We start from the raw sequence: 25,901 nt of genomic DNA on the forward strand, positions 1-25,901 counted from the left end.
GTTATTCCTTATCTTTTCTAGCATATACCTTTTTACCATTTATAAATGTGGCGAGTACTTTTGTGTTTGGTATACTATCTACAGGCACCGTCATGATATCTCGGTCTAGCACGGTAAAATCTGCAGCCTTACCTTTTTCAATGCTTCCTTTCTCGGCTTCTTCAAAATTTGAATAGGCTGCCCACGTGGTCATTCCTTTCAATGTTTCTTCTCTACTAAGCGCATCCTCCATTCTAAATCCACCTTCGGGATAATTTTTTAAATCCTTTCTAGCAACTGCAGCATAAAAAGTGTGCATCGGATTTACACGTTCTACGGGAAAGTCTGTTCCTAGTACAACGATTCCTGCGATGTCTAAGAGCCTTTTGTATGCGTAAGCACCTTTAATACGCTTCTCACCTACGCGGTCTTCTGCCCAATACATATCGCTTGTAGCGTGCGTTGGTTGTATAGAAGGGATGATATTTTTTGAAAATATATCAAAATCGGTCATAGATACAACTTGTGCATGTTCTACTTTCCAACGTGCATCTGGATAGTTTTCTAGGGCTTTTTTATAGGCTCTTAATACTGAAATATTAGCAGAATCACCTATTGCATGTGTATTCATTTGGTACCCTGCCCTCGCTAGTCTGTTAGCCAATAGCTCAAGGTCTTCTGCAGGAGTAATCATTGCTCCAAAATGACCAGGTTTATCACTGTATTCTTTACGCATAGCCGCGCCACGAGAACCCAAGGCTCCATCTGCATACACTTTTACAGAACGCACCGTTAGTCTATCGGTTTTTATTACACCTTTCTTTAAGAAATAATCTAAGTTCTTTTCGCTATTACTTACCATAGCATACACTTTAATTTTAAGCGCTTCTGCTTGTTGTAGGCTATCAATAAGTTCAATAACATCTCTAGATAAGCCTGCGTCATTTACAGTAGTTAGTCCTAACTCTAAACAAATCTTTTCAGCTTCTTTAAGTGCCGCTACAGAAAAAGTCTGAGTCGGGGCTGGTAATGCCCGGTATACCATTCCCATTGGAGTATCAATTAGTATCCCTGTTAGTTTATTCTCTGAATCGAGCACAACTTCACCGCCTTTTACCATGGTGATATTGGTGATACCTGCGAGTTCAAGGGCTTTACTGTTTGCAATCATAGCGTGACCATCTATACGCGTAAGTACTACAGGAATGTCTGGAAACAACGAATCTAAAGCGACGTTAGTAGGAAACTCTTTCACCTCCCAATCGTTTTGATCCCAACCACGACCCTTAATAACTGTTAGATTTTTTTCATTTTGAAAGTCTTTAACACGTTCTAAAACCTCTTCGAAACTGGTAGTCCCTACTAAATCTACTTGTTGGCGCGTAACACCAAGGTTATACAAATGCGCATGGGCATCTATTAAACCAGGAACTATAGTTGCCCCTTTGGCATCGTACGTTTCGGCAATAGCGTATTTTAATTCTAGTTCAGGTTTTTTACCTACTTCAGCAATTTTACCATCATGAATGACAAACGCATTGGCGGTATCAAAATTTTGATTTACCGTGTAGATGGTTGCATTTTTAACGAGTAGATCTGCGGAAATTTTCTCTGGGGCACAAGAAGTTAGTATAAGTAAAGCGGTTAGGAAAAACAGGATAGATTTCATGGTTGCTAGTTTTCAGTAAAAATAGAAAATCTAACACAACGAAACGAACGATTCAAACTTATTAAGCTCTAAATCGTACCGCTAATTTATAAAAGCACACACCCAAAAAGTATAATACTGCCTGTAACCCAAACAACAAGGCTGTTAGCCAACAAAACTCAAAAACAGTCTGCCAAATACTATCATACGGTTGGTCATTATCTAGAAGAAATCCCAATGAAATACACCCAATGGCAATTCCAGCAAAAATGAGTAGCATCTTTTTATGATTCATAGACATTTTTTTTAACCAATTAGTAAAATTGTACTATTTCAGAAAAGATGAAAAATCAACAAACCGTTGCGTTACCAATCAAATTTGTAGGTTGCTCCCAACAATCCTTGAATTCCTTGTACAGGATAATTAAGCCATTTTTCGTAATTATCACTCAACAAATTACTTCCCTTAGCAAAAATTGATAAGCGCTCATTTACCCGATATCCCAGATGTACATTTGCGTCGAGATACGCGTCTAACGTTTCAATAGTTGCCAAGCCAGGTCCAATAATCCCAACATTTATGTATTGGTCGGTACGTTCTCCTACATAAAATAAACTGGCGCCTCCGTAAATTTCTTCAGTAATGCTAAAATTAGAAAATAAGGTTGCTTTTAATTCAGGTAAATTCCATGCCTCTGCTTCTATTTCTGTATCGTAGCTTAAAAATTCTGCGTTTACACCCAAACTAAATTTTTCAGAAACGTCAACTTTCAACTCACCAAAAATAGCTAAGGTGTTTATGTTATCGTATACAACGTTAAAAGAGTTTCCATATTCATAACCTTCTAAATCTGCAGTACCATTACCAAGGTCTGGATTATTTTTAAACAACGCCTTGCTTTCTTCCCTTCCGTAAGAAGCGCGCACATTGTAACCAACACTATTGGTGAGTTTCCCTTTTAAACCTCCAAAACCATTATAAATCTGACTTGTTGGAACGACCGTGAGTGTTGGTGACACAAACGGATTCACTTCTTTAAAATCGTAGTAACTATTTTGTGAGAGTCCGCCATCTACCCCACCGTATGCTATAAGCAATTCGTCTACCAATCGGTATGAAGCATTTAGCTTTGGGTAGATGTAAAATTCAGAAATTTCGTCGTCTAACTCTAACCCAATATAGGTCGCAACTCCTAGAGAAACAGTTAAATCGTTGTTTACATATACTAACGACGGACTTACACCTGCAATGAGTACATTGTGGTTTACTTCGGTTATGCCTAGGTATTCTTTTTCGAAACTTCCGCTTAAATAATCTACTTCACCATCTATTTTAAGGGTGAACGTGGTAAGCGGAAAAGAGAATTCTGGTTTTGCTGTGAAGTTAAACTCAGATGACCCAAAACCATCGCCCAAATACCTTACGTTAGCCGACACCCTATCAAAAACAGACTCATCTATCGAAATCGTTCCGCCAGCGTACCCGCTAAAATAGGTCTGAGTTATGTCTAGACTATTTATAAAGGCATCGTCTACCGTGTTAAAAGATTCATTTAAGCCGTACCAATTAAAAACTTGATATTTTACACCGGCATCAAGTCTGTAAGCAACATCTCTCTGACGACTGGTATAGTTACCATCTAATTGGGTATTGTAATATTTGTTATCTACTCGAATATCTTCTATACCACCTTGAGAAGAATTATGTCTAAAAAAGAAGCCTGCATCATCTGTTCTACTAATCTGAAAGTTACTATACAACTCTCCTAAAATACTAGTGTAATTCCCAAAACCTAAGGTTGCATAATTATCATACAACTTCATAGGCTTAGATTTTTCAACGGTAGCAGCCTTTCCTTTTGCTGGTGTAAATGTAGAGGCCACAGGCACTGAGAATATTTGATACTGTACCTTCTTTTTTTGTGTGGTCACCGAATCGTTTAGCAATGGTGTTTGTTTCACCTTAAAAGCATCGCTAATGGTAGGGGTATACGGTTTAACAATGTTAATAACCTCTGTCCCTATATTTTCTTCCTCTTCCTGTGCAAAAACAGCTGTTGACAGCAAAAGGAACCCTAAAAGCATTGTTCGTTTAAAGCTGAAGCCGAATGTAAAAGCTTGCTTTATAAATTTATATGTATGAACCATAGCATGTGTCATAGTATCTCTGTTGTGATGATGAATGGGAATCTAATTTTTGTTTGTTTCAACCGAAGCATTTGTTTTTGCTTCTGCACTTTTAATAAGTGATAATTCTGCTTTAGCCTCATTAACGACTTCGGGATAGTCTGCAAAATTACTGATGACGCTTTCAAGAATATAGGTTGCTTGATACGCATCGTTTAAGGCATAAAAGTTCTTTGCCATGAGTACGAGTCCCTTGGCACCAAATAATTTATAACCCGAATAGTCTTTAGCCAACTGTTGCACCGCAGCATTTGAATCTTCATAGCTTTGCGCTTTGTTTAAAAAATAAGCATGATAATACAAGGCTTCAGCGGCGAGAGAACCTGTAGCTATTTTTGCTACTTCGGCGTAAGCTGTTTTTGCTTTTGCTTCATCTCCTGTTTGCATTGCTGCACGTGCTATAATAATTTGCGCATCACTTTTTATAGCATTGTCAATTTTTTCATTCTGCAATACCTTTTCAGCAAAACCTACTGCCTCTGCATATTTTTTTAACTCATAGCTCGCCTTCATACTATTGGTTTGGGCAAAGATGATGTTCTGCGGAAAATCGGCTTCGGTTTCTAAACGCGTTAAGTACGTCAAAGCATTTTGGTAATCTTTCTTCCCTAAATACAACTCTGATATACGCGCCAAGGCCTGTTCTGAAAATTCATTACGCTCTTTAGAAACAACATATTCAAAATGAGGAATTGCTTGATCGGTCTCCTTTTCAGCAAAATACAACTGTCCTAAATAAAAGTGTGCCTGTAGCGCATGCTGTCCATTTGGAAACTCATCTAAATACGCCACAAAACGCGATTTGGCCTGACCAGGTTTGTTTTCTAAATATGGTTGTTCTGCCGCTTGGTAGGTAGCATCGTCTAGCTCTGCATCTGCTACCTCCACATAATCTAAAGTAGCTACCCAATTGGCATATTCATTTACACGACCTTGATCTATGTAAATTAGTTTAGCCGATGTAACTGCTTGCAACGCTTCTGTTGAATTTGGATAATCACCCGCAACTCTTTTAAATATAACCAATGCTTCGGCGCTTTTTCCAGTATTGTCGTAGATAAGCGCTTTCTTCATTAGCGCCTTTGGTACAAAACTACTTTTTGGCTGTTCTAACACTAGTTGATCATACACTCGAATAGCTTCGGGTGTTTTATCTAGTGAAACGTATGTATTTCCTAATTCATACAGGGCATCATCTCTGTAAATCGATGCTGTATAGGTACGCGCAAAATCTTGCAGTGCCTCAACTTTTTTTGGTGTTCTATCTACAAAACCATAGCTTATTGCTTTCTGAAAAGCGGCATAATCTTTATCTGGAGAGCCCATTTCAAGTGCGGTATTGTAATTCTCCATGGCAGGCCAGTATTGGCTAGTTACAAAATAACTATCTCCCAATCGTAGATGTGCATCGGTTTTACGAGCAGCATCAGAGGTGGAAGACTCTAAGTACCCTTTAAACAAAGTAATGGCATTACTATAGTTTTTCAACTTAAATTGGTTGTAGCCAAGATTATATTTGCTGTGTTCCCACTCTGGCGTCTGTGCAGCAGAAGGTAATTGTAAGTATTGTTTAAATCCAATAAGTGCCGCATCAAAATTAGATAGTTGGTAATCACTCTCGGCTTTCCAATACGTTGCTCTAGCTGTATATATGGCATCCCTCGGTTCTTTTAAAGATTTGTCGAAAAGTGCAATAGCATTGGCAAAATCTCCTTCGTTAAACACTTCAATACCTCTGTAAAATGCTACCTTCTGAAATGCCAATTTATTTTCAAACTTTTTATTGTTTTCAAGTAGTTCTAGTGCGGCTTTATAATTGCGAGAAGTAATATAACTGTCTATTAACAAGTCTTGCAACACGTCGTTATTGGCGTTCTTTGGGTATGTTTCTATAAATGCTAGAAGCACACTAGGCGCACTTTGATAGCTGTTTCCTATTTCGTAACTAAGTTTGGCATAGTTCAAAAAGGCATCTTCCTTAATTTCTGCGGAAAATTCCATTTCTGAAGCATTTTTAAAAGCATTTAGGGCTTGTTGCTTTTGATCTAATTGAAGGTAACTTTCGGCCAAATGGTAATAGGCATTTTGGGCAACGGCGTTATCACCATCAATAATTTTGTTGAATTCCCCAATTGCGGCTTCAAAATTGCCTTGTTTGTAATATGCATACCCTAGTTGGTAATAATCTGTATTGTTCCAGCGACCACTTTTGCCTTTATACTCTTTTAAGTAGGGAATGGCTTCGGCGTAATTTCCGAGATTAAAATAGCTCTCGCCTATAATTTTAGAGAGTTCACTCTGTTCTTTCGGGTTAGATTGCTCAAACTGTTCTGTCCCAAGGTCTATTGCCTTCTGAAATTTACCTAGTTTAAAATTCATATCGGCTTGGTAATAGCTCAGCCCTTCGTTATAACGCTCGTCGCCTTTTACCTCTTCAAATAAATCGTTTGCCTCTGTATAGTCATCTCCTTCGTAGGCAATAAAACCTAGGTAATATTTAGCTTGCGAACCGTACTTTTCTGAGGTAGACACTCTGTTAAAGTATTTTTTAGCTTCAGAATATCGCTTGTTTTTAAAGTACGCATAGCCATTATTAAAACTGTAACGGTCTTGCTCACTTCTTGGCAAGCTCGCTTCATCTACTTTGTCGTACCATTTTCTTGCGTAGCTATATTTTCCATTCTCGAAATAGTAATTAGCCACGTTAATATAAGCTTCATTTCTTTTAATACTTGTGGGATACGAGGTTACAAAATCTTCCATTAATCTATCGGCATCTTGCTGATTTAAACGTACGGCACAATTTGCAATATAGTAGGCGCAATCACCTTCAATGGTAATTTCAGAAGTAGTGGTTTTTACTTTTGTGAATAAAGATTGTGCAGCCAAAAATTGTTGGTTATTGTATAACTCTATGGCTTTGTTATAATCTACTAATTCGTTGGTGTAGGTAGCAGTGCGTTGCGAAAAAGAGGTTAGAGTAACGCATAGCAACACTGCAAAAAGAGCGAGGCTTTTAGGCATAATTGTCAAGTTTCAGTTTTATGAGTAGCGTTATTCCTACTCTTGTAACGATTTTAATAATGGATAATTATATTTTAAGGGGCTTAAAAGATTTCCAATTTAAAATTACTTAAATTTAATGCTCACAAATTTTAAAGTTCCATTTGTTATGAAAAACATATTGTTAATAGTAATCGCCCTAATTTCAGTACACTGCGTTGCACAACGCAACACATTTAAGAATATTTCAGAAAAAAATGGAATGATTGGTATTGGCACAAACGCTCCTGATGAACTACTAACTGTAAAAGGTAAGATTCATACGCAAGAAGTTATTGTAGACCTTCAAGGTGCTGTTGCCCCAGATTACGTGTTTGAATGGTATGCACATGGGCACTCAAATTTATTACCTTCTTATTCGTTAACTCCCCTGCCCGAGTTGGCAGCTTTTATAAAAAAGCACAAGCATCTTCCTGGTGTTCCTTCGGCAAATACACTAGATAAAGAGGGATTGTCTCTAAAAGAAATGAATTTAATTTTGTTAGAAAAAGTAGAAGAACTTACACTTTACACGCTTCGGCAACAAGAAGAAATAGACGCTTTAGCTGCAAAATTAGAACGCATTTCACCCACTAAAGAATAATATGAAAAATATCACCTATTTCTTATTGTTCTGCAGCTTCGCGATGTGGAGTCAAAACGAAAGTGAAGAGCGTTTCTATTTTCAACTTAACATTAAAAATGGAGAACAGCTACAACTATCACAGAGTTTGGATAAAAAATTTGTCATTATCAGCCCAAACAGCACAGACGAAACCAGAATTTATGCAGCCTACAACGTGTTTCTATTTGAAAAAGCTTATCGTAATAGCAGTAGCGACTTGTTATCGAATGTTTACAATATTGCCACAGACAACGTTGCGCTCATTAGCAATCTAAAGCACAACTTTCCTGAAAAATATTCTAGAATTGATCAGTACTACCCTTCTGAAAAACCCTACTACCCTAACGACTACGGTGCAACGAGTCCGGTTGAAAATTTAGGAACAGCACAACGATTAGACGATTTAGATCTACTTGAAATGCCAAAAGCTTGGGGAATTACAAAAGGTTCTAAAAAAGTAGTGATTGGCATTTCAGATTCTCGAGTAGATTCTACAGATGCAGAATTTAAAGGACGCGTCTCCAAATACCTCAAATATTTTGACACCCCAAAAGGCCTAGGTTGCTTTCATGGGTCTAACGTTGCGGCCATCGCTGGCGCAGCTACAGACAATGGCTACGGACGTCCAGGAATTTGCTCAGACTGCGATATGATTGCGCATGGCTATGGTAGTTTTAGCTACATTGAAGATTTGGTGGAGGCAGGTGCCAAAATAATTAATGCCAGTTGGGTTGTATGTAATATGGGCACCTACCACGAAAACATTGAAGAGCGCATTAATGAGTTGTATGAAGATGGAATCATAATCGTAGCTGCTGCAGGCAACGGTAAGGGGTGCAACAGAGATGGGTTTGATCCAGACGACTATGGTTATCCTAATGCTTTCGAAAAGGTGATTTCGGTTACGGGTACCTATGTAACAAACGACCTAGAAACCGCTGTTCTTGAAAAAGACGAAAATGACCGAATGATTGTAAAATTTATTAAAGACAGACACGACTCCAAGCTGGCTTTTCGGGAAAATGGTGAAATTGTTGTTCCCTACCCAAAATTTGGGTTACAAGCAAACGATGCTATAGACATTTGCGCTCCTGCATACACCTACTTGCACGGAAACCAAATCTGTGAATACAAAGATATTATGGGAGGTGTTACTTCGGGGGCTGCTCCTTTTGTTTCTGGAGTTTTAGGGCTTATTTGGTCTGAGAATTATTGTTTGAGCGCTTATGAAGTAGAGACTATTTTAAAACTGAGTTCTGAAGAGATAGAAAATTTATCGGGTAACACACGTTATCGCGGAAAACTTGGTGCAGGACGAATTAACGGTTATCGTGCTGTAAAAATGGCAAGAGAAACCAAAGAGATGTTTGGTAATGTTGAGGTAAGCAATCGAGATATGTATAGATATCATTATAGATTAGAGAATGCACCTTACAATATTACTGTAAAGAATCAGACCTTTAGAGATTCTGCTTCCGTTCGGTTTAAGGCGCGAAATGCCATTTACCTAAAACCAGGCACTACATTGCGACCAGACAAAACATCGCGTATGCATTTCAGTATAGATGCTACCACCCCAACTGGCGAATGTTTCCCAGAACAACCGAAATCGTATCCAAGAATTTTTAAAAAGAAATAATATCATTTTTTAAGTCGCGTTAGATGTGACTAGGTTTGGTTTGTTTATTTTTGTTCCTATAGAAAATTTAATTTATGTCTGAAGCCGTATTAGAATTAAAGAATGCATCCATATTTCAGCGTGAAAGCCTTATACTTTCAGACGTTTCTGTGTCTATAGACAAAGGTGAATTTGTATACCTCATTGGTAAAACTGGTACCGGAAAGAGTAGTTTTATGAAAACGCTCTATGGTGATTTACCGCTAAAAAAAGGAGAAGGTCATATTGTGGGATACGATTTACCCACTTTAAAAGAAAAAGACATACCTTTTCTTCGTCGTAAATTGGGTGTTGTATTTCAAGATTTTAAACTTCTAAACGATCGCACCGTTAGTGATAACCTTCACTTTGTATTAACCGCTACAGGATGGACAGACAAAGCCGAGATGAAATCTAAAATAGACGATGTTTTAGATAAGGTAGACATGAAAACAAAAGCGTTTAAATACCCTTATCAATTATCTGGTGGTGAACAACAACGCGTTGCCATTGCACGTGCGCTTTTAAACGACCCTGAACTTATTTTAGCAGATGAGCCGACAGGAAATTTAGACCCGCAGACCAGTGTAGAGGTAATGCAGGTACTTCAAGAAATTAATAAAAATGGTAATACTATTTTAATGGCAACGCACGACTATGCCTTATTACTGAAATATCCTTCAAAGACCTTGAAATGTGATGAAAATCAAATTTTTGAGGTGGTACAAAAAACTGTTTAAGATCACTGAAAGTTTTCTTCAATAAAAGCATTAATAATTTTACTTGCTTTTGCAGCCCCTTCGTTGGTTAGATGATCTGCATCTCTTAAGTCTTTATCTGTAAATCGGTTATCTTCGGAAAGTTTTAAATATTGCACATTGGGGTTGCTTGATGCTAAATGCTCTAAAACAGAAACTATTTTCTCTTTTTTCTCAGGCATCAATGCATTGTAATACGTTTGATACATGGGCATTTCAACCAACAACACATTTATATCTCGTGCCTTACATGTGGTTATCATGGTTTGTAATCGGTTTGTATTATGATTAAAATCGAGGGAACCGTCTTCATGCTTCTTAACTATTATTGGCACTATAGCCTCTTTATCTGCCACAATATCTCGTTCGTCTTGTAAACCATATCCATTGGGTTTTACAAGTGCAACAGTACCTTCTTCGGCATACACTTGAAGCAATTCTACCGATTTTCGAAATCTTCTTGTTAGTGCAAGACTGTAGTTTCGTACATCCCAATTAGACACTATTGGAACATCTAGTCCCATCTGGTGCTTATAAAAATACTTTCGCCACGTATCGCCTAGCGAATTGTCTTTCTGCGATAAGCTAAAGTAACTTATCGTTACGATAACGGTTTCTAACTCTGGTAAGCTGTCTATATACGTATTTAATATACGTTCATCGAAGTACAGAGTCTGACTAATATTTGCAGCGTTAAACGTTCTGGCTTCAAAATAAGAAGGGTCTATTCCAAACAGTGCGTGAGAGTTACCCAACACTAAAACCTCAGCATTTTTATATTCGGTGCGTAATTGCTTATCTTTTTCAGTATAGGCAGTATCGGCAAAACGATAAAATAGTTCAATTCCCAACCACACCAGAAAAACGGGTATTAAAAAGAGTGCTATGTAGTTGTATAATCTTTTCATTTAAAACTGAAAATAGATAAAGGGTTGTAAATCGCCCGCATAATAAAAAGTACAAAATAGTACCACGTAATAAATTCCATATCTAAACCATGCAGATTTTATATGCGCAATGTCTAAAATATGTCCTCGGTGGCGCTGTAGCCATTCTAACACCATATAACCAAACAGCAATACTATACCACTTCGGGGTAGGTAAGGCATGCTAAAAAGCGATTCTGAGAATACAATTTGCAAATACTGAAAAGCGTCTGTAATGGTTTCGGCTCTAAAAAACACCCATGCAATTACTACAATAAAAAAGGTAATTCCAATGCGAGCCAATTCTGAAAAAGTTGGCCAAAGTCGTTTCGGGTTAAAGCTTCTATCTTTTTTGATAAACAGCAATACAGGGATAACACAAATAGCATGAACCAAGCCCCAAAAAACAAAGGTAAGGTTGGCACCATGCCATAATCCACTTACTAGAAATACAATAAGGATATTTAAGATAAGTCGTATAGTAGAAACACGACTTCCTCCTAGTGGAATATAGACGTAGTCGCGAAACCAAGTAGAAAGCGAGATATGCCAACGTCTCCAAAAGTCTGATAAATCTTGTGCCAAATAAGGAAAATTAAAGTTCTTCATAAGGTCGAACCCGAGTAACCTTGAGGTTCCTATAGCAATATTACTATAGCCAGAGAAATCGCCATAAATCTGAAATGCAAAAAATACAGCAGTAAAAAATAACGTGCTACCAGATTGATCCTGATAGTTTTCAAAATATGTATTTACAAATAGCGCACAATTATCTGCAATGACCATTTTTTGAAACAGTCCTGCTAAAATTAGACGCAGTCCGTCTATGTTTTTTTTATAGTTAAACGTACGTTCTTTTTCAAATTGTGGCAACAGGTTTGATGCGCGTTCTATTGGGCCCGCCACAAGTTGTGGGAAGAATGAAACAAATGCAAAAAACGCTACCACATTTGTAGTGGGTTGGAGTCTTTTTCGGTAAATATCAATAGTATAGCTAAGCGTTTGAAATGTATAAAAGCTAATACCTACGGGCAGCAAAATATTCCACGTTGACGATTTCAGCGTTGTTCCGAAGAGCGCAAACGTATCTACAAAAGTTTCAACAAAAAAGTTATAGTACTTAAACACTCCTAAAAGTCCTAAGTTAAACACCAAACTAATCACCAATAACAGTTTTCGTTTGCCTTTGGCTTCTGTTTTTCCTAGGAAATTTCCGATGGTAAAATCTACAAGAGAACTTAAGAAAATAAGCGAAAGAAACCGCCAATCCCAAAACGAATAGAAGATATAACTCACCACTACTAAGAAGATATTCTGTAGTGATAAGGTACGTCTAAATACGGTCCAATACAGTGCTAAAACGACTGGAAAGAAGACGGCAAAATCTACTGTGTTAAATAACATAAAGGCGGCAAGCGTTATGAAATGCCAATCTACAAACAATCATTTAAAATTGCCATAATAAAAATACTATTTCTCGTACGAGATAGGAAGTTAGAATTTGTAATTTAGCAGCATGTATAAAGCTGTAAAAAAACTAGCACTTACTGTTGTCCCTAAAAGGTTTTTACTGAAAAATGAGCTTTTTTTCAGGTCGTTATTTGCTATTAATTACAGAGGAAAAAACCATACATGCAACATTTGCACCCACTCACTTAAACGGTTTATTGTAATAGACGATGGCGATGTGCTTTGCCCATTTTGTGGAAGTAGAGCACGTACTCGTAGACTCTACGACATTTTAACTACTGAAAAATTACTAAGTGGGAGAATTTTACATTTTTCTCCTTCTCGAAGTTTATACAGAGTGTTAAGTAAGGAAAAAAGCATTGACTATGTGAGCACCGATTTTGAAGATGAATTTATCGCTACACACAGGTATGATATAACGGCTATTGATTGCCCTGATAATAGTTTCGACTTAATTATTTGCTATCACATACTCGAGCATATTGAAGATGATAGCGCGGCCATGAGAGAATTATTCAGGGTTTTAAAACCAGGAGGTACATGTCTAGTTCAGACACCTTTTAAAGAAGGTACCGATGTGTATGAAGACTTTTCTATTACCTCTAAAGAGGGACGGTTAAAAGCGTTCGGACAAGACGATCATGTTCGAATTTACTCTGTTAATGGCTTGCTGCAACGTTTAAAAACAAACAAATTTACAGTTAGTAAACAAAAAGAATTTAAGGAAGATACAAGGCTTGGGTTTACACCAGAGACAGTACTGTTCTTAAAAAAACCTGTATCTTAAACGTTGATTTAGACGATGCTTTCAATTCTAATTCCAACATACAATCATTCTGTTTATTCGCTGGTACAAGCGTTAGACAATGAGTTTACATCTCTAAATATTACCTATGAGATTTTAGTCTTCGACGACGGATCTACACTACCCCTACCCGATAATGAAAAAATTACGTCGTTTGCACATGTAAAATTTCAGAAATTAAAACAGAATATAGGCAGAAGTGCCATTCGTAAAAAACTTGCTGAAAACGCTATTTATGAAACTATTCTTTTTCTTGATGCAGATGTTTTGCCCGTGTCTCCATCTTTTATAGACACCTATTACAAAGCTATGAACCAGGGCGCCTTTGAGGTAATCTTTGGTGGTGTAGCCTATGCTCAAGAAAAACCTAAAATTGACGAACGCTTGCGGTGGGAATACGGGAGACAGCGGGAAGTAAAAGCTGCCGCAGAAAGACAAAAAGCGCCTCATTTTATTATCACTCAAAATGTGTTACTTAAGAAAAAAACATTTTTAGAATTATCTATACCAACAGAAAACTTTTATGGAGATGACCTTGTTTTTTCGCAACAATTGAAAACCAAGAATATTAATGTGCTTCATATTGAGAATCCGGTTTTTCATCTAGGTTTGGAATCGTCTCAACACTATCTAAAAAAAGCATTAAGCGCAGTAAAATCTATTGTAGCTCTAGAAGATAAAGGTGTTTTAGACCCAAATCTAACTAAATTGCAACAGACCTATGTAAAGCTAAAAAAGTTAAGGATGCTTGGTCTTTTTACCTGGTTCTTTTCTAAAAAAAAGGCAAAAATGAAAGAAAATTTCACCAGCGCATCTCCAAATTTAAAATGGTTCGATTTATACCGTCTTTTATACTATATTGAACTTAAATCAAAATCTAATGCCTAAGTTTTCTATTATCATCCCTTTGTACAACAAGGAAAAAGATATTGCTAAGACACTTAATAGCCTTTTCTTGCAAACTGAGAATGATTACGAAATTATTCTAGTGAATGATGGTTCTACAGATGGAAGTGAAACCGTGGTGAAAGGTTTTACTGACGCTCGTATTAGCTACTTCAGCAAAGAAAATGAAGGAGTATCTCGCACGCGTAATTTTGCAGTAACAAAAGCAACTAGTAAGCACATTGTATTTTTAGATGCAGACGATTATTGGCATCCAAATCATTTAGAAAACTTACATGATTTAATCACTGTATTTCCAGACCAACAGTGGTATGCCACAGCTTACGAGAAAAGACACAATAGTAAATTTGTAAGCCCAATGCTCTCTCCTATCATGCAAAAACCAAAAGACTGGAAGGGCGTGGTAACTAATTATTTCGAAAATAGCTTAATCGATGCCTTAGCATGGACTTCGGCGGTATGTTTTAAAAAGTCCTTTTTTGAAGCCTTAAACGGTTTTGACACCAGCATTACGCATGGTGCAGGTGAAGATACAGATCTATGGATACGTGCGGCCTTAAAAGCTCCGATGGCATTTACAACCACTATTACAGCAAGACATAATCTAGACGGCAGCAACCGTATCTCTCATACGCCAACGCTTATCCGAAATTTTATGAATGTAGATGTCTATGAAGCCGAAACAGAAAAACATCCTGGCCTGAAAGCATATCTAGATTTAAATAGATTTTCGTTTGCTATGCAGCATAAGATGGCTGGTGATAAAAAGACGTTTGCACGCTTTGTGCAAAAAATTGAGTTAAACAATCTAACTGGGAAACAACGCTATATGCTAAAACAACCCAAACAAGTATTACAACTCATATTAAAAGGAAAAGGACTTGCTGAAAAGTTAGGCTTTCGGTTAACTTCGTTCAATTGATTTAAAATCGGTATAGTCTCTAATGTAATCATCTTCATCGTATTCTTGACTCACCAACGAAAGGCATACAGCACCGGCAGAAAAATTCTCTAACTCACGCCAAACACCGCTTGGTATTAACAGCCCTTTATTGGGTCGGTTTAAAAGAAAGGTTTTACGTTCCTTCCCATTATCTAGCACTACAGAAAAGCTTCCGCTTACAGCGATTAAAAACTGTTGTAGCTCTTTATGGGCATGACCTCCACGAATAGAATCACTTGGAACATCATATAAGTAATATACGCGCTTTATTTCGTACGGCAATAGCTCTTTTTCTACTACTGAAAGGTTACCACGACCGTCTTCTGCGATAATCTTAGGGATATCTTTTAAAGTAATAGCTTCTAAATCAACGTACTTCATCTTGAACTAATTGGTTCCACTTTTTTGAAATTTCCTGCATTGAAAATTGAGCTACCGAGGCTTTCGCATTCTTACTGCAATGCGTGTGCAGCTCTTTATTCGTCATCATTTCTATTAATGCTTCTGCAAATAAAGATACTTCTCTTTTTGGGATGAGCAAACCATTTTCTCTGTCTTGTACAATTTCCGAAGGCCCCGAAACAATATCTAGTGACACCACAGGTACGCCTAAAGATAAAGACTCCACCAAGACCATAGGAAACCCTTCAAACCTACTCGTAAGTGTTACACATTGCGCACCCCTTACAACAGAAAACGGTGACTGATGCGGTAAAAATATAATATGATTTGCCGATGGCAAACCAGCTGTAAATTGTTGCAGCACCTTTTTATCTGGGCCGTCTCCTAAAACAACAAGGTGCTTTCCTTGTTGCCAAAGATTAGAAGCCGTGAATGCATTTAGTAAAAAAGTAAAATCTTTAACGGTATCATCTATTCTACCGTAGGATAGTAAATACTCTTTATTGGCGAGTGTTGTAGGCACATCACCAGGCATATGTACCCAATTGGCGTTGAAAGCATTGTGTATGGTACAGCCATTGGTAATCTGTAGGGACTCTAAAACTGTTTCAGTAATGTAATTAGACACTCCAACAGTTTTTAAATTTCGATTATAGAATCCAGCAAATTTTTTGGGACTTTCAGAAAAATACAGCGATTTGTTAGCGCTATGTACCACATAGATTTTTCTAAAACCTTTGTAAATAATTTTATGATAAAACAATTCTCGAGAATAATTGTTTTTGGTACGATGATCAATTACAATGTCTATTGCATGAGCTTTCAGATATTTTCTAAGTTGCGATAGGCGTTTAAAACGCTCTCGCATGGTCTCTTTCTTAGGTTTAAGTAGTCCTAGATTTAACAATTCTCCTTTATACGGGTAAGCAATATCATTGGTAAGAATAGCCATGTGCACTTCATGACCATGAGAATGAAGCATCTCAGAAAGCATAGCCGCAGAACGTTCTGCGCCTCCCTTTCCGAGTGAAATACTCACTATGCAAATTTTTTTATGCGTATTTTGCAAGCGTAAATTTATTTAAATTCCAAGTACCCAAGTTACATGAAAATACTGTTGGTAGGCGAATATAATGCTTCTCACTTTACTTTAAAAGAAGGTTTAACGCATTTGGGGCATGAAGTTACCGTTGTTGGTTTTGGTGACGGATTTAAAAACAGGAAAGTAGATGTTAAGTTTAAAAGACCGTATGACCATGGTGTTAGGCAGTTTGTAAGACGAGTGCTTTACAAACTTTTTAAAATTGACCTCAACTCTTCAAGTATTAAAAAACAGTTTTATAGCCAGCAACAACTTTTTCAGGGAAATGACATTGTACAACTCATAAATGAAAATGCATTTGGCACATTGCCAAACATAGAACAAGAGTTACTTCAATTTATATTTCAGCACAATAAAAACGTTTTTTTACTATCCTGCGGAACCGATCACTTAAGTGTAAAGTATGCTATGGATGAAAAGTTTCGTTATAGTATTGCCACCCCTTATCTAGAGAAACGAGGCACCGAAGCAGACTTTCTGCACATGACTCAATACATTCGTCCGGCTTATGAAGCCTTGCATAATTTTATAGCTAAAAATGTTAAAGGCATTATTGCTTCAGATTTAGATTACCACATACCTTTAGAAGGTCATCCAAAATATCTTGGGATGGTACCCAATCCCGTTAACCTGAATCCCTTTAACTATATTGCGCCTGAAATTACCGATAAAGTGGTGATATTTCACGGAATTAACAACAGTAATTATTACAAAAAAGGGAACGATATTTTTGAAGCTGCACTAGCTTTGGTCTCAAAAACTCATTCAGATAAAATTGAAATCACAACCGTACGAAGTGTTCCCTATGCCGAATACATACAATTGTTTGATGGCTGCCACATTCTTTTAGACCAGGTTTTTGCGTACGACCAAGGTTTTAATGCCCTTGAAGCTATGGCCAAAGGGAAAGTAGTTTTTACGGGTGCAGAACAAGAATTTTTAGATTATTATAATCTAGAAGAAGATGAAGTTGCCATAAATGCCTTACCCGATGCACAGGCTATTGCCAATAAACTTATTTGGCTCATTGATAACCCAGATAAAATAGTTGCCATTGCCAAAAACGCACGTTCCTTTATAGAAAAGGAGCACAACCATATCTTAGCCTCGCAACGCTATTTTGAAAAATGGACGAAGTAGTCGTTTGTTTTTCACTAATTAGATGAAGCTTTTTATTACTTTACCTTCGGAAATCTTAATTCAATAGAAACTCTGGTGTTTTCACTGCGATTTACGGCCGCACCATGAATTAAGAATGGCGAAAACAACAACGCTTCTCCTTCTTTCGGATTTGGACGTATCATTCTTAAATCGCCTGCCGCAGTTTTTAATATACACGGTACGTAATAGGTATTCCCGTTAATTTTTGCTCCTTTACTTTCGGTTCGTAAAATTTCGTTTTCGGGTAATAGGTGACTTCCAGGCAACACAGGTAAAGATGTTTCTGGTGTACACCCCTCTATAGGAATCCATACGTTTATAACATCCTTCCAATAGCTTAAATACCCATCTCTGTGGGGCGGATTGATATCTAAAGAACTGGGCCTGTTAATACGAATCTGTATATGTGATTTCTGTAATTCTTCTACCCACGACGTGAGTTTGTACCCCAGGATATTTCCGAAGCGCTCTGCCAGCATATCAATATCGAAGTCAAAATCTTCATTTGTTAAATTACGGGTAATATCAATGACCTTTAAGTGGTCCTCAGTAGTTTCAACGACCTTATGATACTCCTTTAGGTTGAAATTTTCTGGGTAGTTTATTTTATGAATTTCAAACGCCTTTTTGATATTCTCAGTTATAGATTTTTGAAGCGCTGCAAACTCGTTACCACGGAAAGCGTCTACCACTCCAAAACCTTCATTCTGCCAATTTACTTTAGAAATAACACTGTCTTCTTTCTCAAAAAGCACTTCCTTTTCACCCCAAAAGAAATTACCTTCAACAGAGAATTCGAAGGGTTGGTTATCTAAAAAAAGGGTACATGTTTCTACAGACATAAGTGGTGTAAATTTATACTATTCTTCTATTTTTTGAGCTTTCAATCGCTGTTTTCTTTGGTTTGTAAAATGTCGCCATAACAAGAAAGCTACCAGTAAGAAATAAAGAACATATCTAATAAAATGGGCCATTACAATACCTTCCACTTCATAAAACTGAACGAGATAGTACGAAAGGCCGAAAAAAGTTGCTATCGAGAAAATTTCAGAAAAAATAAAATTACGCACCATTTTCTTAGCCAAAAACTGATGTGCCAACACCAAAGACCCTAAGCGAATAAAGTCGCCAATAAGTTGCCACTTAAAAAGCGGTGCCATTTCGGTAAGTCCTGGATATAGCAACTCGATAATTACGTTACGCAGTAAAAAAACAAGCACCATGCCCACTCCAAAAATAGGCAAGAGGGTTTTATAAATTGTTAAGACTTCTTTTTTAAAATCACGCCCTGTATAGATACTTGCAAATTTTGGCAACACATATAAGGTAAACAAGGATCCTGAAAACACCATATAATTTTTCGAAATAAAAGACATGTTGGTCCAAACTCCTGCGTCGCGCTCTGAAAGCGTTTCAGCCAGCATGGCACGAATATCTATCTCTACAAACGGCAGCAAAATAGATGACACAAAACTCATTAAGGTAAATGCCAAAAGACTTTTAGCCATAGGAGTTTTAAATGATAATTCTTTAAACTGAATGTACTCCCTAAGCACCTTGTAAAAGATTATTAAAATCATTCCTACCTGTATGGCCGGAGCCAGTGCAATTGCCACCAACGCTCCATCTAAATTGTACGAATACAAACATGCCAATAATAGGGCTGCACTTAGAACATAACTAATAAGCTGAATTTTTGCGTACTTCTTGTATTGGGAAAGTCCGTTAATAACTCCATCAAAAATACGTTGTAAGGCTACTGCTGGTGTAAGCACGGCTACAAACTTTAGAAGGTACTCAAAGTCTGAAGTCCCGAAAAGATATTCGCTTAAAAAACTAGCCGAGAAAAATAAGGTGACTGCCGCTACTGTTGTTCCTATTGTAGAAAAAACAAAGGCTGTAGAAAATAGTTTTTGTAGCTGAGGTTTGTCTTCTTTGTGTTCGGCAAGGTACTTTACCACTCCGTTAAATACACCCATGGAAGTTACAGACATAAGTAGCTGCTCTAGGCTTCGCAATTGGCCTATTTTATATTGCCCTTCGGCGCCAACAAGTTCGTAGATAATACGCTGCATAACCGCAGATATCACCAAACGAATTCCCACCACCACCGCATTAAGGGAAGTCATTTTTAGCAGGAGATTAGCTCGTATAAATTGAGGGATCTTCATAAATTAGACAGTTGTCTGCAAAAAGTTTTTATAACCAATAATCCGAATTTAATATTCATTTAAAACCTTTATTACCCTACGCACTTGTTGCTCTGTCATTACAGGGCTCATAGGTAGGCTTATTACTTGTTTATGTATCTTTTCAGTAACAGGAAATGAAAGGCTTTGATACTCTGGAAGTGCGCTCTGATGATGTGGTGCGATAGGATAATGAATTAAATAGCCTATGTTGTTTGCTTCTAGATAATCTGTAAATGTTGATCTGTCTTCAACTTGAACAACAAACAAATGAAACACATGGTTCTTCGAGTCGTTGTATTTTGGAAGCTTAATTTTTTGATTTTTAATGTTAGCAAGGTATGTTTTTGCAATTGCTTGTCGCGCACGATTATGTTTGTCTAAGCTAGGTAATTTCAGTTTTAAAAATGCAGCCTGAATTTCATCAAGCCTCGAATTTATACCTAAGAACTCGTGCTCATATTTTTTTGAACTTCCATAGTTACGCAATTTTTTAATTGCTGTTGCCAATGCCTCGTTGTTGGTTGTCACTGCGCCTCCATCTCCTAAAGCACCTAAATTTTTTGACGGATAAAAACTAAACCCTGCAGCATCGCCAAGATTTCCTGCACGTTTTCCTTCTTCATTCATCGCCCCATGCGCCTGCGCTGCATCTTCAATAAGTAGTAAGTTATATTTTGTAGCCAGCACCTTCAAGGCTTTCATAGGCGCTAGTTGGCCATACAGATGCACTGGCATGATAGCCTTTGTTTTGGCTGAAATTTTAGATTCAAGAACTTTTAGATCAAAATTGAATGTGTCTTCTTCCGCTTCAACTAAAACTGGCACTAGTCCTGCTTGTTTTATGGCAATTATGGTTGCAATAAACGTATTGGCAGCTACCAGTACTTCGTCACCAACATTAATTTTATGTAAGGTCTTATAGCCTTCTAAGATTAACCTAAGGGCGTCTAAACCATTTCCAACGCCAATGCAATAGTTGGCGTTGCAGAATTTGGCAAAGTCGTTTTCGAATGTTTTCACCTGATTGCCTAACACGTAATATCCAGAATCTAAAAACTGCTGAAACTCCTTTTTAAAGGAAGCTTCAAACTCTTGGTTTACACCATGTAAATCTAAAAATGGAATCATATAAAAACTGAATCTAATAACATGTGATTTGCAGTAGCGACCTCATAGAACTCATGACTTATAGCCCGAGCCCCAAAACATTCTTTCCAGTATTGCAGTCCGCCGTTGATGTTTTTTCCTTTATTCTCATTAGAGACTCCAAAATCGAAGTACTTTTTATCAGCGAACTTCTCGTTAATTAGGTGATGAAACAAAAAGTCTAAACTACCCAATTGTTGTTTGTCTTTATTAGCTGAAATATACTGCACATGCACAACATTTTTAGTTACAAAAAGGGTGGTTCCTGCTACAATCAATCCGTCATGCATTACGTTAAATTGTCTAATCTGTTTCGAAAAACGAGAGGCTAACAAACTTATTTCTTCCAAACTATGCACAGGTTTTGCGTCATGACGCGCTGCTAAATTAGGAACTAGAATTTCATTCCAAAACAAACCAAAATCTTCAGATTCTAGTATTGACAACCCTTGTCTTTCAGCTTTCTTTACCCCTTCCATCCTATTACCTTGTATCGCAAGCGCATTTCTGTTCTCTATGGTAGCAGATACATCTACACGGGTGCGGGTTGCTTGCAAAAGAAATAAAATGTAGTCTATTTCGTCTGCAGGAAGGCTGTGATATATTTTTGGCAGAAGCTTTATAGATAATGTAGTAACGTTGTCTTGTTCTAAAAAAGTTAGAACTGTCTTAAAGACTAAAAGCGTTTCGTTCATTTTTATTTTAGAGGATAGTACTAAACCTCCATAAGACAAGCCCTGATGTGAATGCACTACTGCCCCTACTCGATTCGCAGGTAGTAATGCCACAACTTTTTTTCCTTTTAAAACCAGTAACGACCCATCTTCAAATCGGTCACTATGGTACTCCATGAAATCTCGTAGAAACAAGAACGTAGCGTTCTTTGAATTTCGCACAAATTGGTCCCATGCATTTTTATGCGCAGGGGTATATTTTTCAACGTAAAAAGACGCGTCTGGTTGGTTCAAATAAAACAGTTGTTGGTTACCGATTGTAAAACTAAAATTATTTTTACTTTTATCGGGTCTTCTATAACGCTTAAATAGCCTATAAATTGAGTAAACGCTCTTCATTGCTTCCTAAGAACACCTTTGAGAACAAAGTACTCTTCTTCTTATTTATTGCGTTTTTTAGTTTTTTCATCTTTCAACCCGCATTATTTTCTCCAGATACACACAGCTACTTACGCGCAGACATTACACGTTTTCCTGGATACATTATTTACCTAAGAGGGCTACAAGCAGTATTTGGGGAGGTATTTTCAACTGCGGCTGTAGTCGGACATTTGGTGATGGGCTTTCTTGCTATTGTTGTGTTTTTCAAAAATTGCAGTCGTTTATTCTCACTTTCAGTAATCGCTCAGGTGCTACTGCTTATTGTTTTATTATTTCCGTATTTCAAACCTATTGAAGTAGCCCTTAACTTAACGTCTGAAGGACTCGCGTATCCATTATACTTGCTCTTACTATCATTTTCTATCGATTTTCTATTAAAAGATCAGACAAAAAAGGTCATTTACATTTCCGTAGTTTACCTCCTACTCGTACTCACACGCGGGCAATTTATTATTGTAGGTCCGATTCTAGGGTTTCTCTTTTTACTGAAAAAGAAACGTGCCATACGCACACTTAAACCAATCTTAATTTTTGCTTTATTAGTGCTGTTGCCTGTAATTTCTGGAGTTGTAGATAAGACGTATAGGTATATTTTCTACGGCTATGCAGAAACTACCCCGTACAGTTATGTGAACGCCATTGCTCTTCCCCTGTATGTTTCTGAAGCAAATGACACAAAATTATTTGATGATAGAGCGATTCAAGAAGTTTTCGATTATTCGTACAAAAGACTAGACAGTCTCCAGCTATTAAGTAGTGAAGTACAAGGTAGTTACCATCAAAAATACTTACGATTTCACTATCATTTTCCAGAGATTTGCAACCAAAATATTCATGAATTTGGGCTAAACTATTACAAAGAGAATGGAGAAACACCTCCTAAAAATGCATTTGCTATAGAAGCTGCTTGTAAGGTGATGTTTCCAAAACTAGTATCACAACATTTTTCTGAATGGCTCACCCTCTACTACACCAGCATAGTTCATGGCTTTAAGTCTGTTTTTGTACTTGTTTTTGTGGTGGTTTTGGCATTTTTAAGCCTTTTTAGAGTGTTTAAGCACTTTGGAAATAAGAGTGCATTTATACTATTAGGCACCCTATTAATACTCTCTAACGCCATGATTGTGGCTGTAGCATCTCATAGTATTATGCGCTATTTATTTTACAATTATGTTATCGGATTGCTAATAATAATCCTACTTTTGAAAAAATTTATTCCACGTCATGAATCCTGAGCTTTCTGTAGTAATGCCCTGTTTAAACGAAGCCGAAACCTTGGCTATTTGCATAAAAAAGGCGCAAGGTTTTTTTGAACGTGAAAACGTACGTGGTGAAGTGGTGATTGCAGACAATGGCAGTACAGATGGCTCACAAAAGATTGCAAGAGATTTAAATGCTCGGGTGGTAGATGTGCCTGCTAAAGGCTACGGAAATGCCCTTATTGGCGGTATAACTGCTGCAGAAGGCACCTATGTAATGATGGGCGATGCAGACGACAGCTACGACTTTAGTAATATGATGCCGTATCTCGTGAAATTAAGAGAGGGCTACGACCTTGTCATGGGAAATCGTTTTAAAGGGGGTATTGCTAAAGGCGCTATGCCTTTTTTACATAAATATCTCGGAAATCCTGTTCTTAGTTTTATTGGACGCTTGTTTTTTAAAGCCAAGATTGGCGATTTTCACTGTGGCTTACGTGGCTTTAGTAAAGATGCCTTTGGTAGAATGGAATTAAAAACTACCGGAATGGAGTTTGCCAGCGAAATGATTGTAAAGGCGAGCTTAAAAGAAATGAAAATTGCAGAGGTTCCAACTACGCTCTCTGTAGACGGTAGAACGCGTCCGCCGCATTTAAACACCTGGCGCGATGGGTGGAGGCATTTACGCTTTTTAGTACTGTACAGCCCGAAGTGGTTATTCTATTATCCAGGATTTCTAATGTTCTTTTTTGGCTTGGTAATTTCAGCAATACTGGTCTACAATCCAGTAACTATAGGCAGTGTTACCTTTGATGTTCACACCTTATTATTTACCGCAGTTTGTATGCTTATTGGCTTTCAGTTTATAGTATTCTATGGGCTTACAAAGGTGTTTACCGTAGAAAACGGACTTTTACCTAAATCGAAAAATTACGATAAGCAATTTCAGTTCATTAATCTTGAAAAAGGTCTCATCGTTGGAGCGCTTCTAATTATTGCTGGGGTTGTTTTAAGTTTTCTTGCCTACAATTATTGGCAGGATATAAATTTTGGAGATATTACCAACTCAAATACCTTACGTATTGTAATTCCTGCAGTAACTACTATGCTATTGGGCGTACAGGTAATTTTATTTAGCCTCTTTTTCAGTATTCTTGGGTTAAAAAGATAAACTATCTAACGGTTTAAAAACTACATTTCCAGTATCGTCTATAGTCTGATAAATTCCTGGCTCTGCTTTGTTTTTAATGATAAGATAACTACCATTTTCCTGAAGATGCTCTAAGTATCGATTGTCCTCAGATAAATACGAAAACAAAACTCGAAATAAGTTTACAGACGATTTCAACTGAGAATCATAAGAAGGTGGTGAATCGTTAGGCCATGAAATAGCCAGATTGGCTCCAAAAATACTATACTGAAAATCGCGGTCTATATTCTTAGTACGTTTTTCTCCAGTATGATTCATGCCTACAAATCCGCCGTGGTCAGACATCAAAATTACCACGGCATTGAGATCTTTAGATCTTATCTCTTTTATGGTTTTTATAAGCGCAGTATTTGTTTCTTCCAATCGTTCTAGATACTGCTCTCGTTCGTTTTCCTTTTTTCTAGATACATGGTTTACACTAGAAACATGCCACGGATTCAAAATCTGTACAAAGAAAAATTTAGGCTGTTGGGTTTCTTCCGCTATGAATTGTTTTAAAGGTTCCTCAACATCTTTAATTCTTCGCGCCCCATTTCTAATGTATTTTAAATCGCTGTACGGAAAATTAGTAGTATGAAACCCCATTTTAGGTCTATTAGCAATAAGGTAGGGAGTTTCGGTTAAGAAATAAGTTTTATAGCCATTATGCTTAAAGGCATCAAGTACTACATTTTCTGAAACAATCATGTTTCGACCATTAAAAATTTCGTTGTACCCGATAGATTTGTTGTAGTAATGATGCTTCATATTGAAAAGCGTCACGTTAGACTCTACCGTTGTAGAATAGTTACTTCGGTATTCTGGATACAATGTAAAATTTTCTGCTTTCAAATAGCGCTCTAATGTATTTTCTGGATAGTTGTAATATCCTTTTTTCAATTCAGCGAAATTGGCGTATCCATCTGCCTGAATTACGTACACATTTGGTGTATTCTTAAATTGAACATTCGCTATACCATCGGGTTGCGTTCTCCAATCGTCACTTATTGAAAGAAATTGCACCATGGTACTTCCCATACTCACTAGGCCAATTAGGGCAAGTAAAAACTCAAAAAAAATAATTTTTAGTAGGTGTTTATGTAAAAAGAAAGAAACAATTGCGGCAATGACTGCTGCAATTAATATTTTGTCTTTTTCAATACCAATGAAGTAGCATACTTTTAATAAATACAGCAGTGTAAATACGTTTAGAAATGGCAGTAGGTATTTGTGGTAGCTCTTAAAAGGTAACAACCCAAATAGCCAATTAGAAACTAAAAAAACAACCACCGGAATTGCAAGAAATGCAATAATAAAGAATGCGAGATGCTCCCAAGAATTCACCAACGGAAAGTTTTTACTGTAGTAAAAAAAGATGGGATACAGTCCTGGCGCTATAGCAGCCAAGATGCATAGTTTTAAGCTGTATTTTTTTTCGCTTTTCAAAGA

General features: G+C 37.2%; 22 protein-coding genes. 9 read left to right on the plus strand and 13 right to left on the minus strand.

Going from position 1 to position 25,901, the window contains the following annotated elements:
- Window position 1: 1 nt before the first annotated feature.
- The 4 genes from G5B37_RS05690 to G5B37_RS05705 all read right to left on the minus strand — a co-directional run bounded on the left by G5B37_RS05690 (window position 2) and on the right by G5B37_RS05705 (window position 6,838).
- Window positions 2–1,648, minus strand: a complete 1,647-nt coding sequence (locus G5B37_RS05690; protein WP_164679097.1) for an amidohydrolase — start codon at window positions 1,646–1,648, stop codon at window positions 2–4.
- Between the two features lie 61 nt (window positions 1,649–1,709).
- Window positions 1,710–1,922 carry a hypothetical protein gene (locus G5B37_RS05695; protein WP_164679098.1) on the minus strand — a complete coding sequence of 71 codons (213 nt, stop codon included), beginning with the start codon at window positions 1,920–1,922 and terminating at the stop codon, window positions 1,710–1,712.
- A 71-nt stretch (window positions 1,923–1,993) separates the two neighbouring features.
- Window positions 1,994–3,712, minus strand: a complete 1,719-nt coding sequence (locus G5B37_RS05700) for a TonB-dependent receptor (RefSeq protein ID WP_164679099.1) — start codon at window positions 3,710–3,712, stop codon at window positions 1,994–1,996.
- 105 nt (window positions 3,713–3,817) lie between these two features.
- Window positions 3,818–6,838 carry a tetratricopeptide repeat protein gene (locus tag G5B37_RS05705; protein ID WP_164679100.1) on the minus strand — a complete coding sequence of 1,007 codons (3,021 nt, stop codon included), beginning with the start codon at window positions 6,836–6,838 and terminating at the stop codon, window positions 3,818–3,820.
- A 148-nt stretch (window positions 6,839–6,986) separates the two neighbouring features.
- Here G5B37_RS05705 and G5B37_RS05710 point away from each other — a divergent pair, with 148 nt between their 5' ends.
- The 3 genes from G5B37_RS05710 (at window position 6,987) to G5B37_RS05720 (ending at window position 9,878) form a co-directional block, all read left to right on the plus strand.
- On the plus strand, window positions 6,987–7,460 hold the full coding sequence (locus G5B37_RS05710) for a tail fiber protein (protein WP_164679101.1): 474 nt from the start codon (window positions 6,987–6,989) through the stop codon (window positions 7,458–7,460).
- Between the two features lies 1 nt (window position 7,461).
- The gene (locus tag G5B37_RS05715; protein ID WP_164679102.1) at window positions 7,462–9,120 is read left to right on the plus strand and encodes a S8 family peptidase; all 1,659 of its coding nucleotides are present in this window, start codon (window positions 7,462–7,464) and stop codon (window positions 9,118–9,120) included.
- 74 nt (window positions 9,121–9,194) lie between these two features.
- Window positions 9,195–9,878 (plus strand): cell division ATP-binding protein FtsE, encoded by a 684-nt coding sequence (locus G5B37_RS05720; protein WP_164679103.1) that lies wholly within the window; start codon window positions 9,195–9,197, stop codon window positions 9,876–9,878.
- Between the two features lie 2 nt (window positions 9,879–9,880).
- On the opposite strand, the gene G5B37_RS05725 is transcribed toward G5B37_RS05720, so the two are convergent.
- Together G5B37_RS05725 and G5B37_RS05730 are read right to left on the minus strand one after the other, a co-directional pair.
- Window positions 9,881–10,804, minus strand: coding sequence for an SGNH/GDSL hydrolase family protein (locus tag G5B37_RS05725; protein WP_164679104.1), 924 nt, complete (start codon window positions 10,802–10,804; stop codon window positions 9,881–9,883).
- Complete coding sequence (locus G5B37_RS05730) at window positions 10,805–12,226, minus strand: MBOAT family O-acyltransferase (RefSeq protein WP_164679105.1); 1,422 nt, start codon at window positions 12,224–12,226, stop codon at window positions 10,805–10,807.
- 112 nt (window positions 12,227–12,338) lie between these two features.
- On the opposite strand from G5B37_RS05730, the gene G5B37_RS05735 reads away from it, so the two are divergent.
- From G5B37_RS05735 to G5B37_RS05745, 3 genes are read left to right on the plus strand one after another with little or no spacing between them, the layout of a single operon-like run.
- A complete protein-coding gene (locus G5B37_RS05735; RefSeq protein ID WP_164679106.1) occupies window positions 12,339–13,079 on the plus strand; it encodes a class I SAM-dependent methyltransferase in 741 nt (246 codons plus the stop codon).
- Between the two features lie 15 nt (window positions 13,080–13,094).
- Window positions 13,095–13,985 (plus strand): glycosyltransferase family 2 protein, encoded by an 891-nt coding sequence (locus G5B37_RS05740; protein WP_164679107.1) that lies wholly within the window; start codon window positions 13,095–13,097, stop codon window positions 13,983–13,985.
- Entirely contained in the window at window positions 13,978–14,925 is a 948-nt protein-coding gene (locus G5B37_RS05745; protein WP_164679108.1) for a glycosyltransferase family 2 protein, read from the plus strand. Before G5B37_RS05740 ends, G5B37_RS05745 begins: the two co-directional genes overlap by 8 nt.
- On the opposite strand, the gene G5B37_RS05750 is transcribed toward G5B37_RS05745, so the two are convergent.
- Window positions 14,908–15,327, minus strand: a complete 420-nt coding sequence (locus G5B37_RS05750) for a sugar 3,4-ketoisomerase (RefSeq protein ID WP_164679109.1) — start codon at window positions 15,325–15,327, stop codon at window positions 14,908–14,910. The genes G5B37_RS05745 and G5B37_RS05750 overlap by 18 nt on opposite strands.
- Window positions 15,314–16,387: a glycosyltransferase gene (locus G5B37_RS05755; RefSeq protein ID WP_164679110.1), complete on the minus strand. Its 1,074-nt coding sequence runs from the start codon at window positions 16,385–16,387 to the stop codon at window positions 15,314–15,316. The genes G5B37_RS05750 and G5B37_RS05755 overlap by 14 nt, the downstream gene beginning before the upstream one ends.
- Window positions 16,388–16,453: 66 nt before the next feature.
- On the opposite strand from G5B37_RS05755, the gene G5B37_RS05760 reads away from it, so the two are divergent.
- Window positions 16,454–17,590: a glycosyltransferase gene (locus tag G5B37_RS05760; RefSeq protein WP_164679111.1), complete on the plus strand. Its 1,137-nt coding sequence runs from the start codon at window positions 16,454–16,456 to the stop codon at window positions 17,588–17,590.
- A gap of 35 nt (window positions 17,591–17,625) precedes the next feature.
- On the opposite strand, the gene G5B37_RS05765 is transcribed toward G5B37_RS05760, so the two are convergent.
- From G5B37_RS05765 to G5B37_RS05780, 4 genes are read right to left on the minus strand one after another with little or no spacing between them, the layout of a single operon-like run.
- Entirely contained in the window at window positions 17,626–18,453 is an 828-nt protein-coding gene (locus tag G5B37_RS05765) for a phytanoyl-CoA dioxygenase family protein (RefSeq protein ID WP_164679112.1), read from the minus strand.
- Between the two features lie 18 nt (window positions 18,454–18,471).
- Complete coding sequence (locus tag G5B37_RS05770; protein ID WP_164679113.1) at window positions 18,472–19,782, minus strand: O-antigen translocase; 1,311 nt, start codon at window positions 19,780–19,782, stop codon at window positions 18,472–18,474.
- Between the two features lie 48 nt (window positions 19,783–19,830).
- The gene (locus G5B37_RS05775; protein WP_164679114.1) at window positions 19,831–20,931 is read right to left on the minus strand and encodes a DegT/DnrJ/EryC1/StrS family aminotransferase; all 1,101 of its coding nucleotides are present in this window, start codon (window positions 20,929–20,931) and stop codon (window positions 19,831–19,833) included.
- Complete coding sequence (locus G5B37_RS05780; protein WP_263649850.1) at window positions 20,928–21,917, minus strand: GNAT family N-acetyltransferase; 990 nt, start codon at window positions 21,915–21,917, stop codon at window positions 20,928–20,930. Before G5B37_RS05780 ends, G5B37_RS05775 begins: the two co-directional genes overlap by 4 nt.
- An 86-nt stretch (window positions 21,918–22,003) precedes the next feature.
- On the opposite strand from G5B37_RS05780, the gene G5B37_RS05785 reads away from it, so the two are divergent.
- Both G5B37_RS05785 and G5B37_RS05790 read left to right on the plus strand, forming a co-directional pair.
- On the plus strand, window positions 22,004–23,299 hold the full coding sequence (locus G5B37_RS05785; protein WP_263649851.1) for a glycosyltransferase family 39 protein: 1,296 nt from the start codon (window positions 22,004–22,006) through the stop codon (window positions 23,297–23,299).
- Complete coding sequence (locus G5B37_RS05790) at window positions 23,289–24,434, plus strand: glycosyltransferase family 2 protein (RefSeq protein WP_164679117.1); 1,146 nt, start codon at window positions 23,289–23,291, stop codon at window positions 24,432–24,434. The genes G5B37_RS05785 and G5B37_RS05790 overlap by 11 nt, the downstream gene beginning before the upstream one ends.
- On the opposite strand, the gene G5B37_RS05795 is transcribed toward G5B37_RS05790, so the two are convergent.
- Window positions 24,423–25,898, minus strand: a complete 1,476-nt coding sequence (locus G5B37_RS05795) for a sulfatase-like hydrolase/transferase (protein WP_164679118.1) — start codon at window positions 25,896–25,898, stop codon at window positions 24,423–24,425. The two genes, G5B37_RS05790 and G5B37_RS05795, sit on opposite strands and share 12 nt — an antisense overlap.
- Window positions 25,899–25,901 lie beyond the last annotated feature (3 nt).

Source organism: Rasiella rasia, assembly GCF_011044175.1.
Taxonomy (GTDB): domain Bacteria; phylum Bacteroidota; class Bacteroidia; order Flavobacteriales; family Flavobacteriaceae; genus Marinirhabdus; species Marinirhabdus rasia.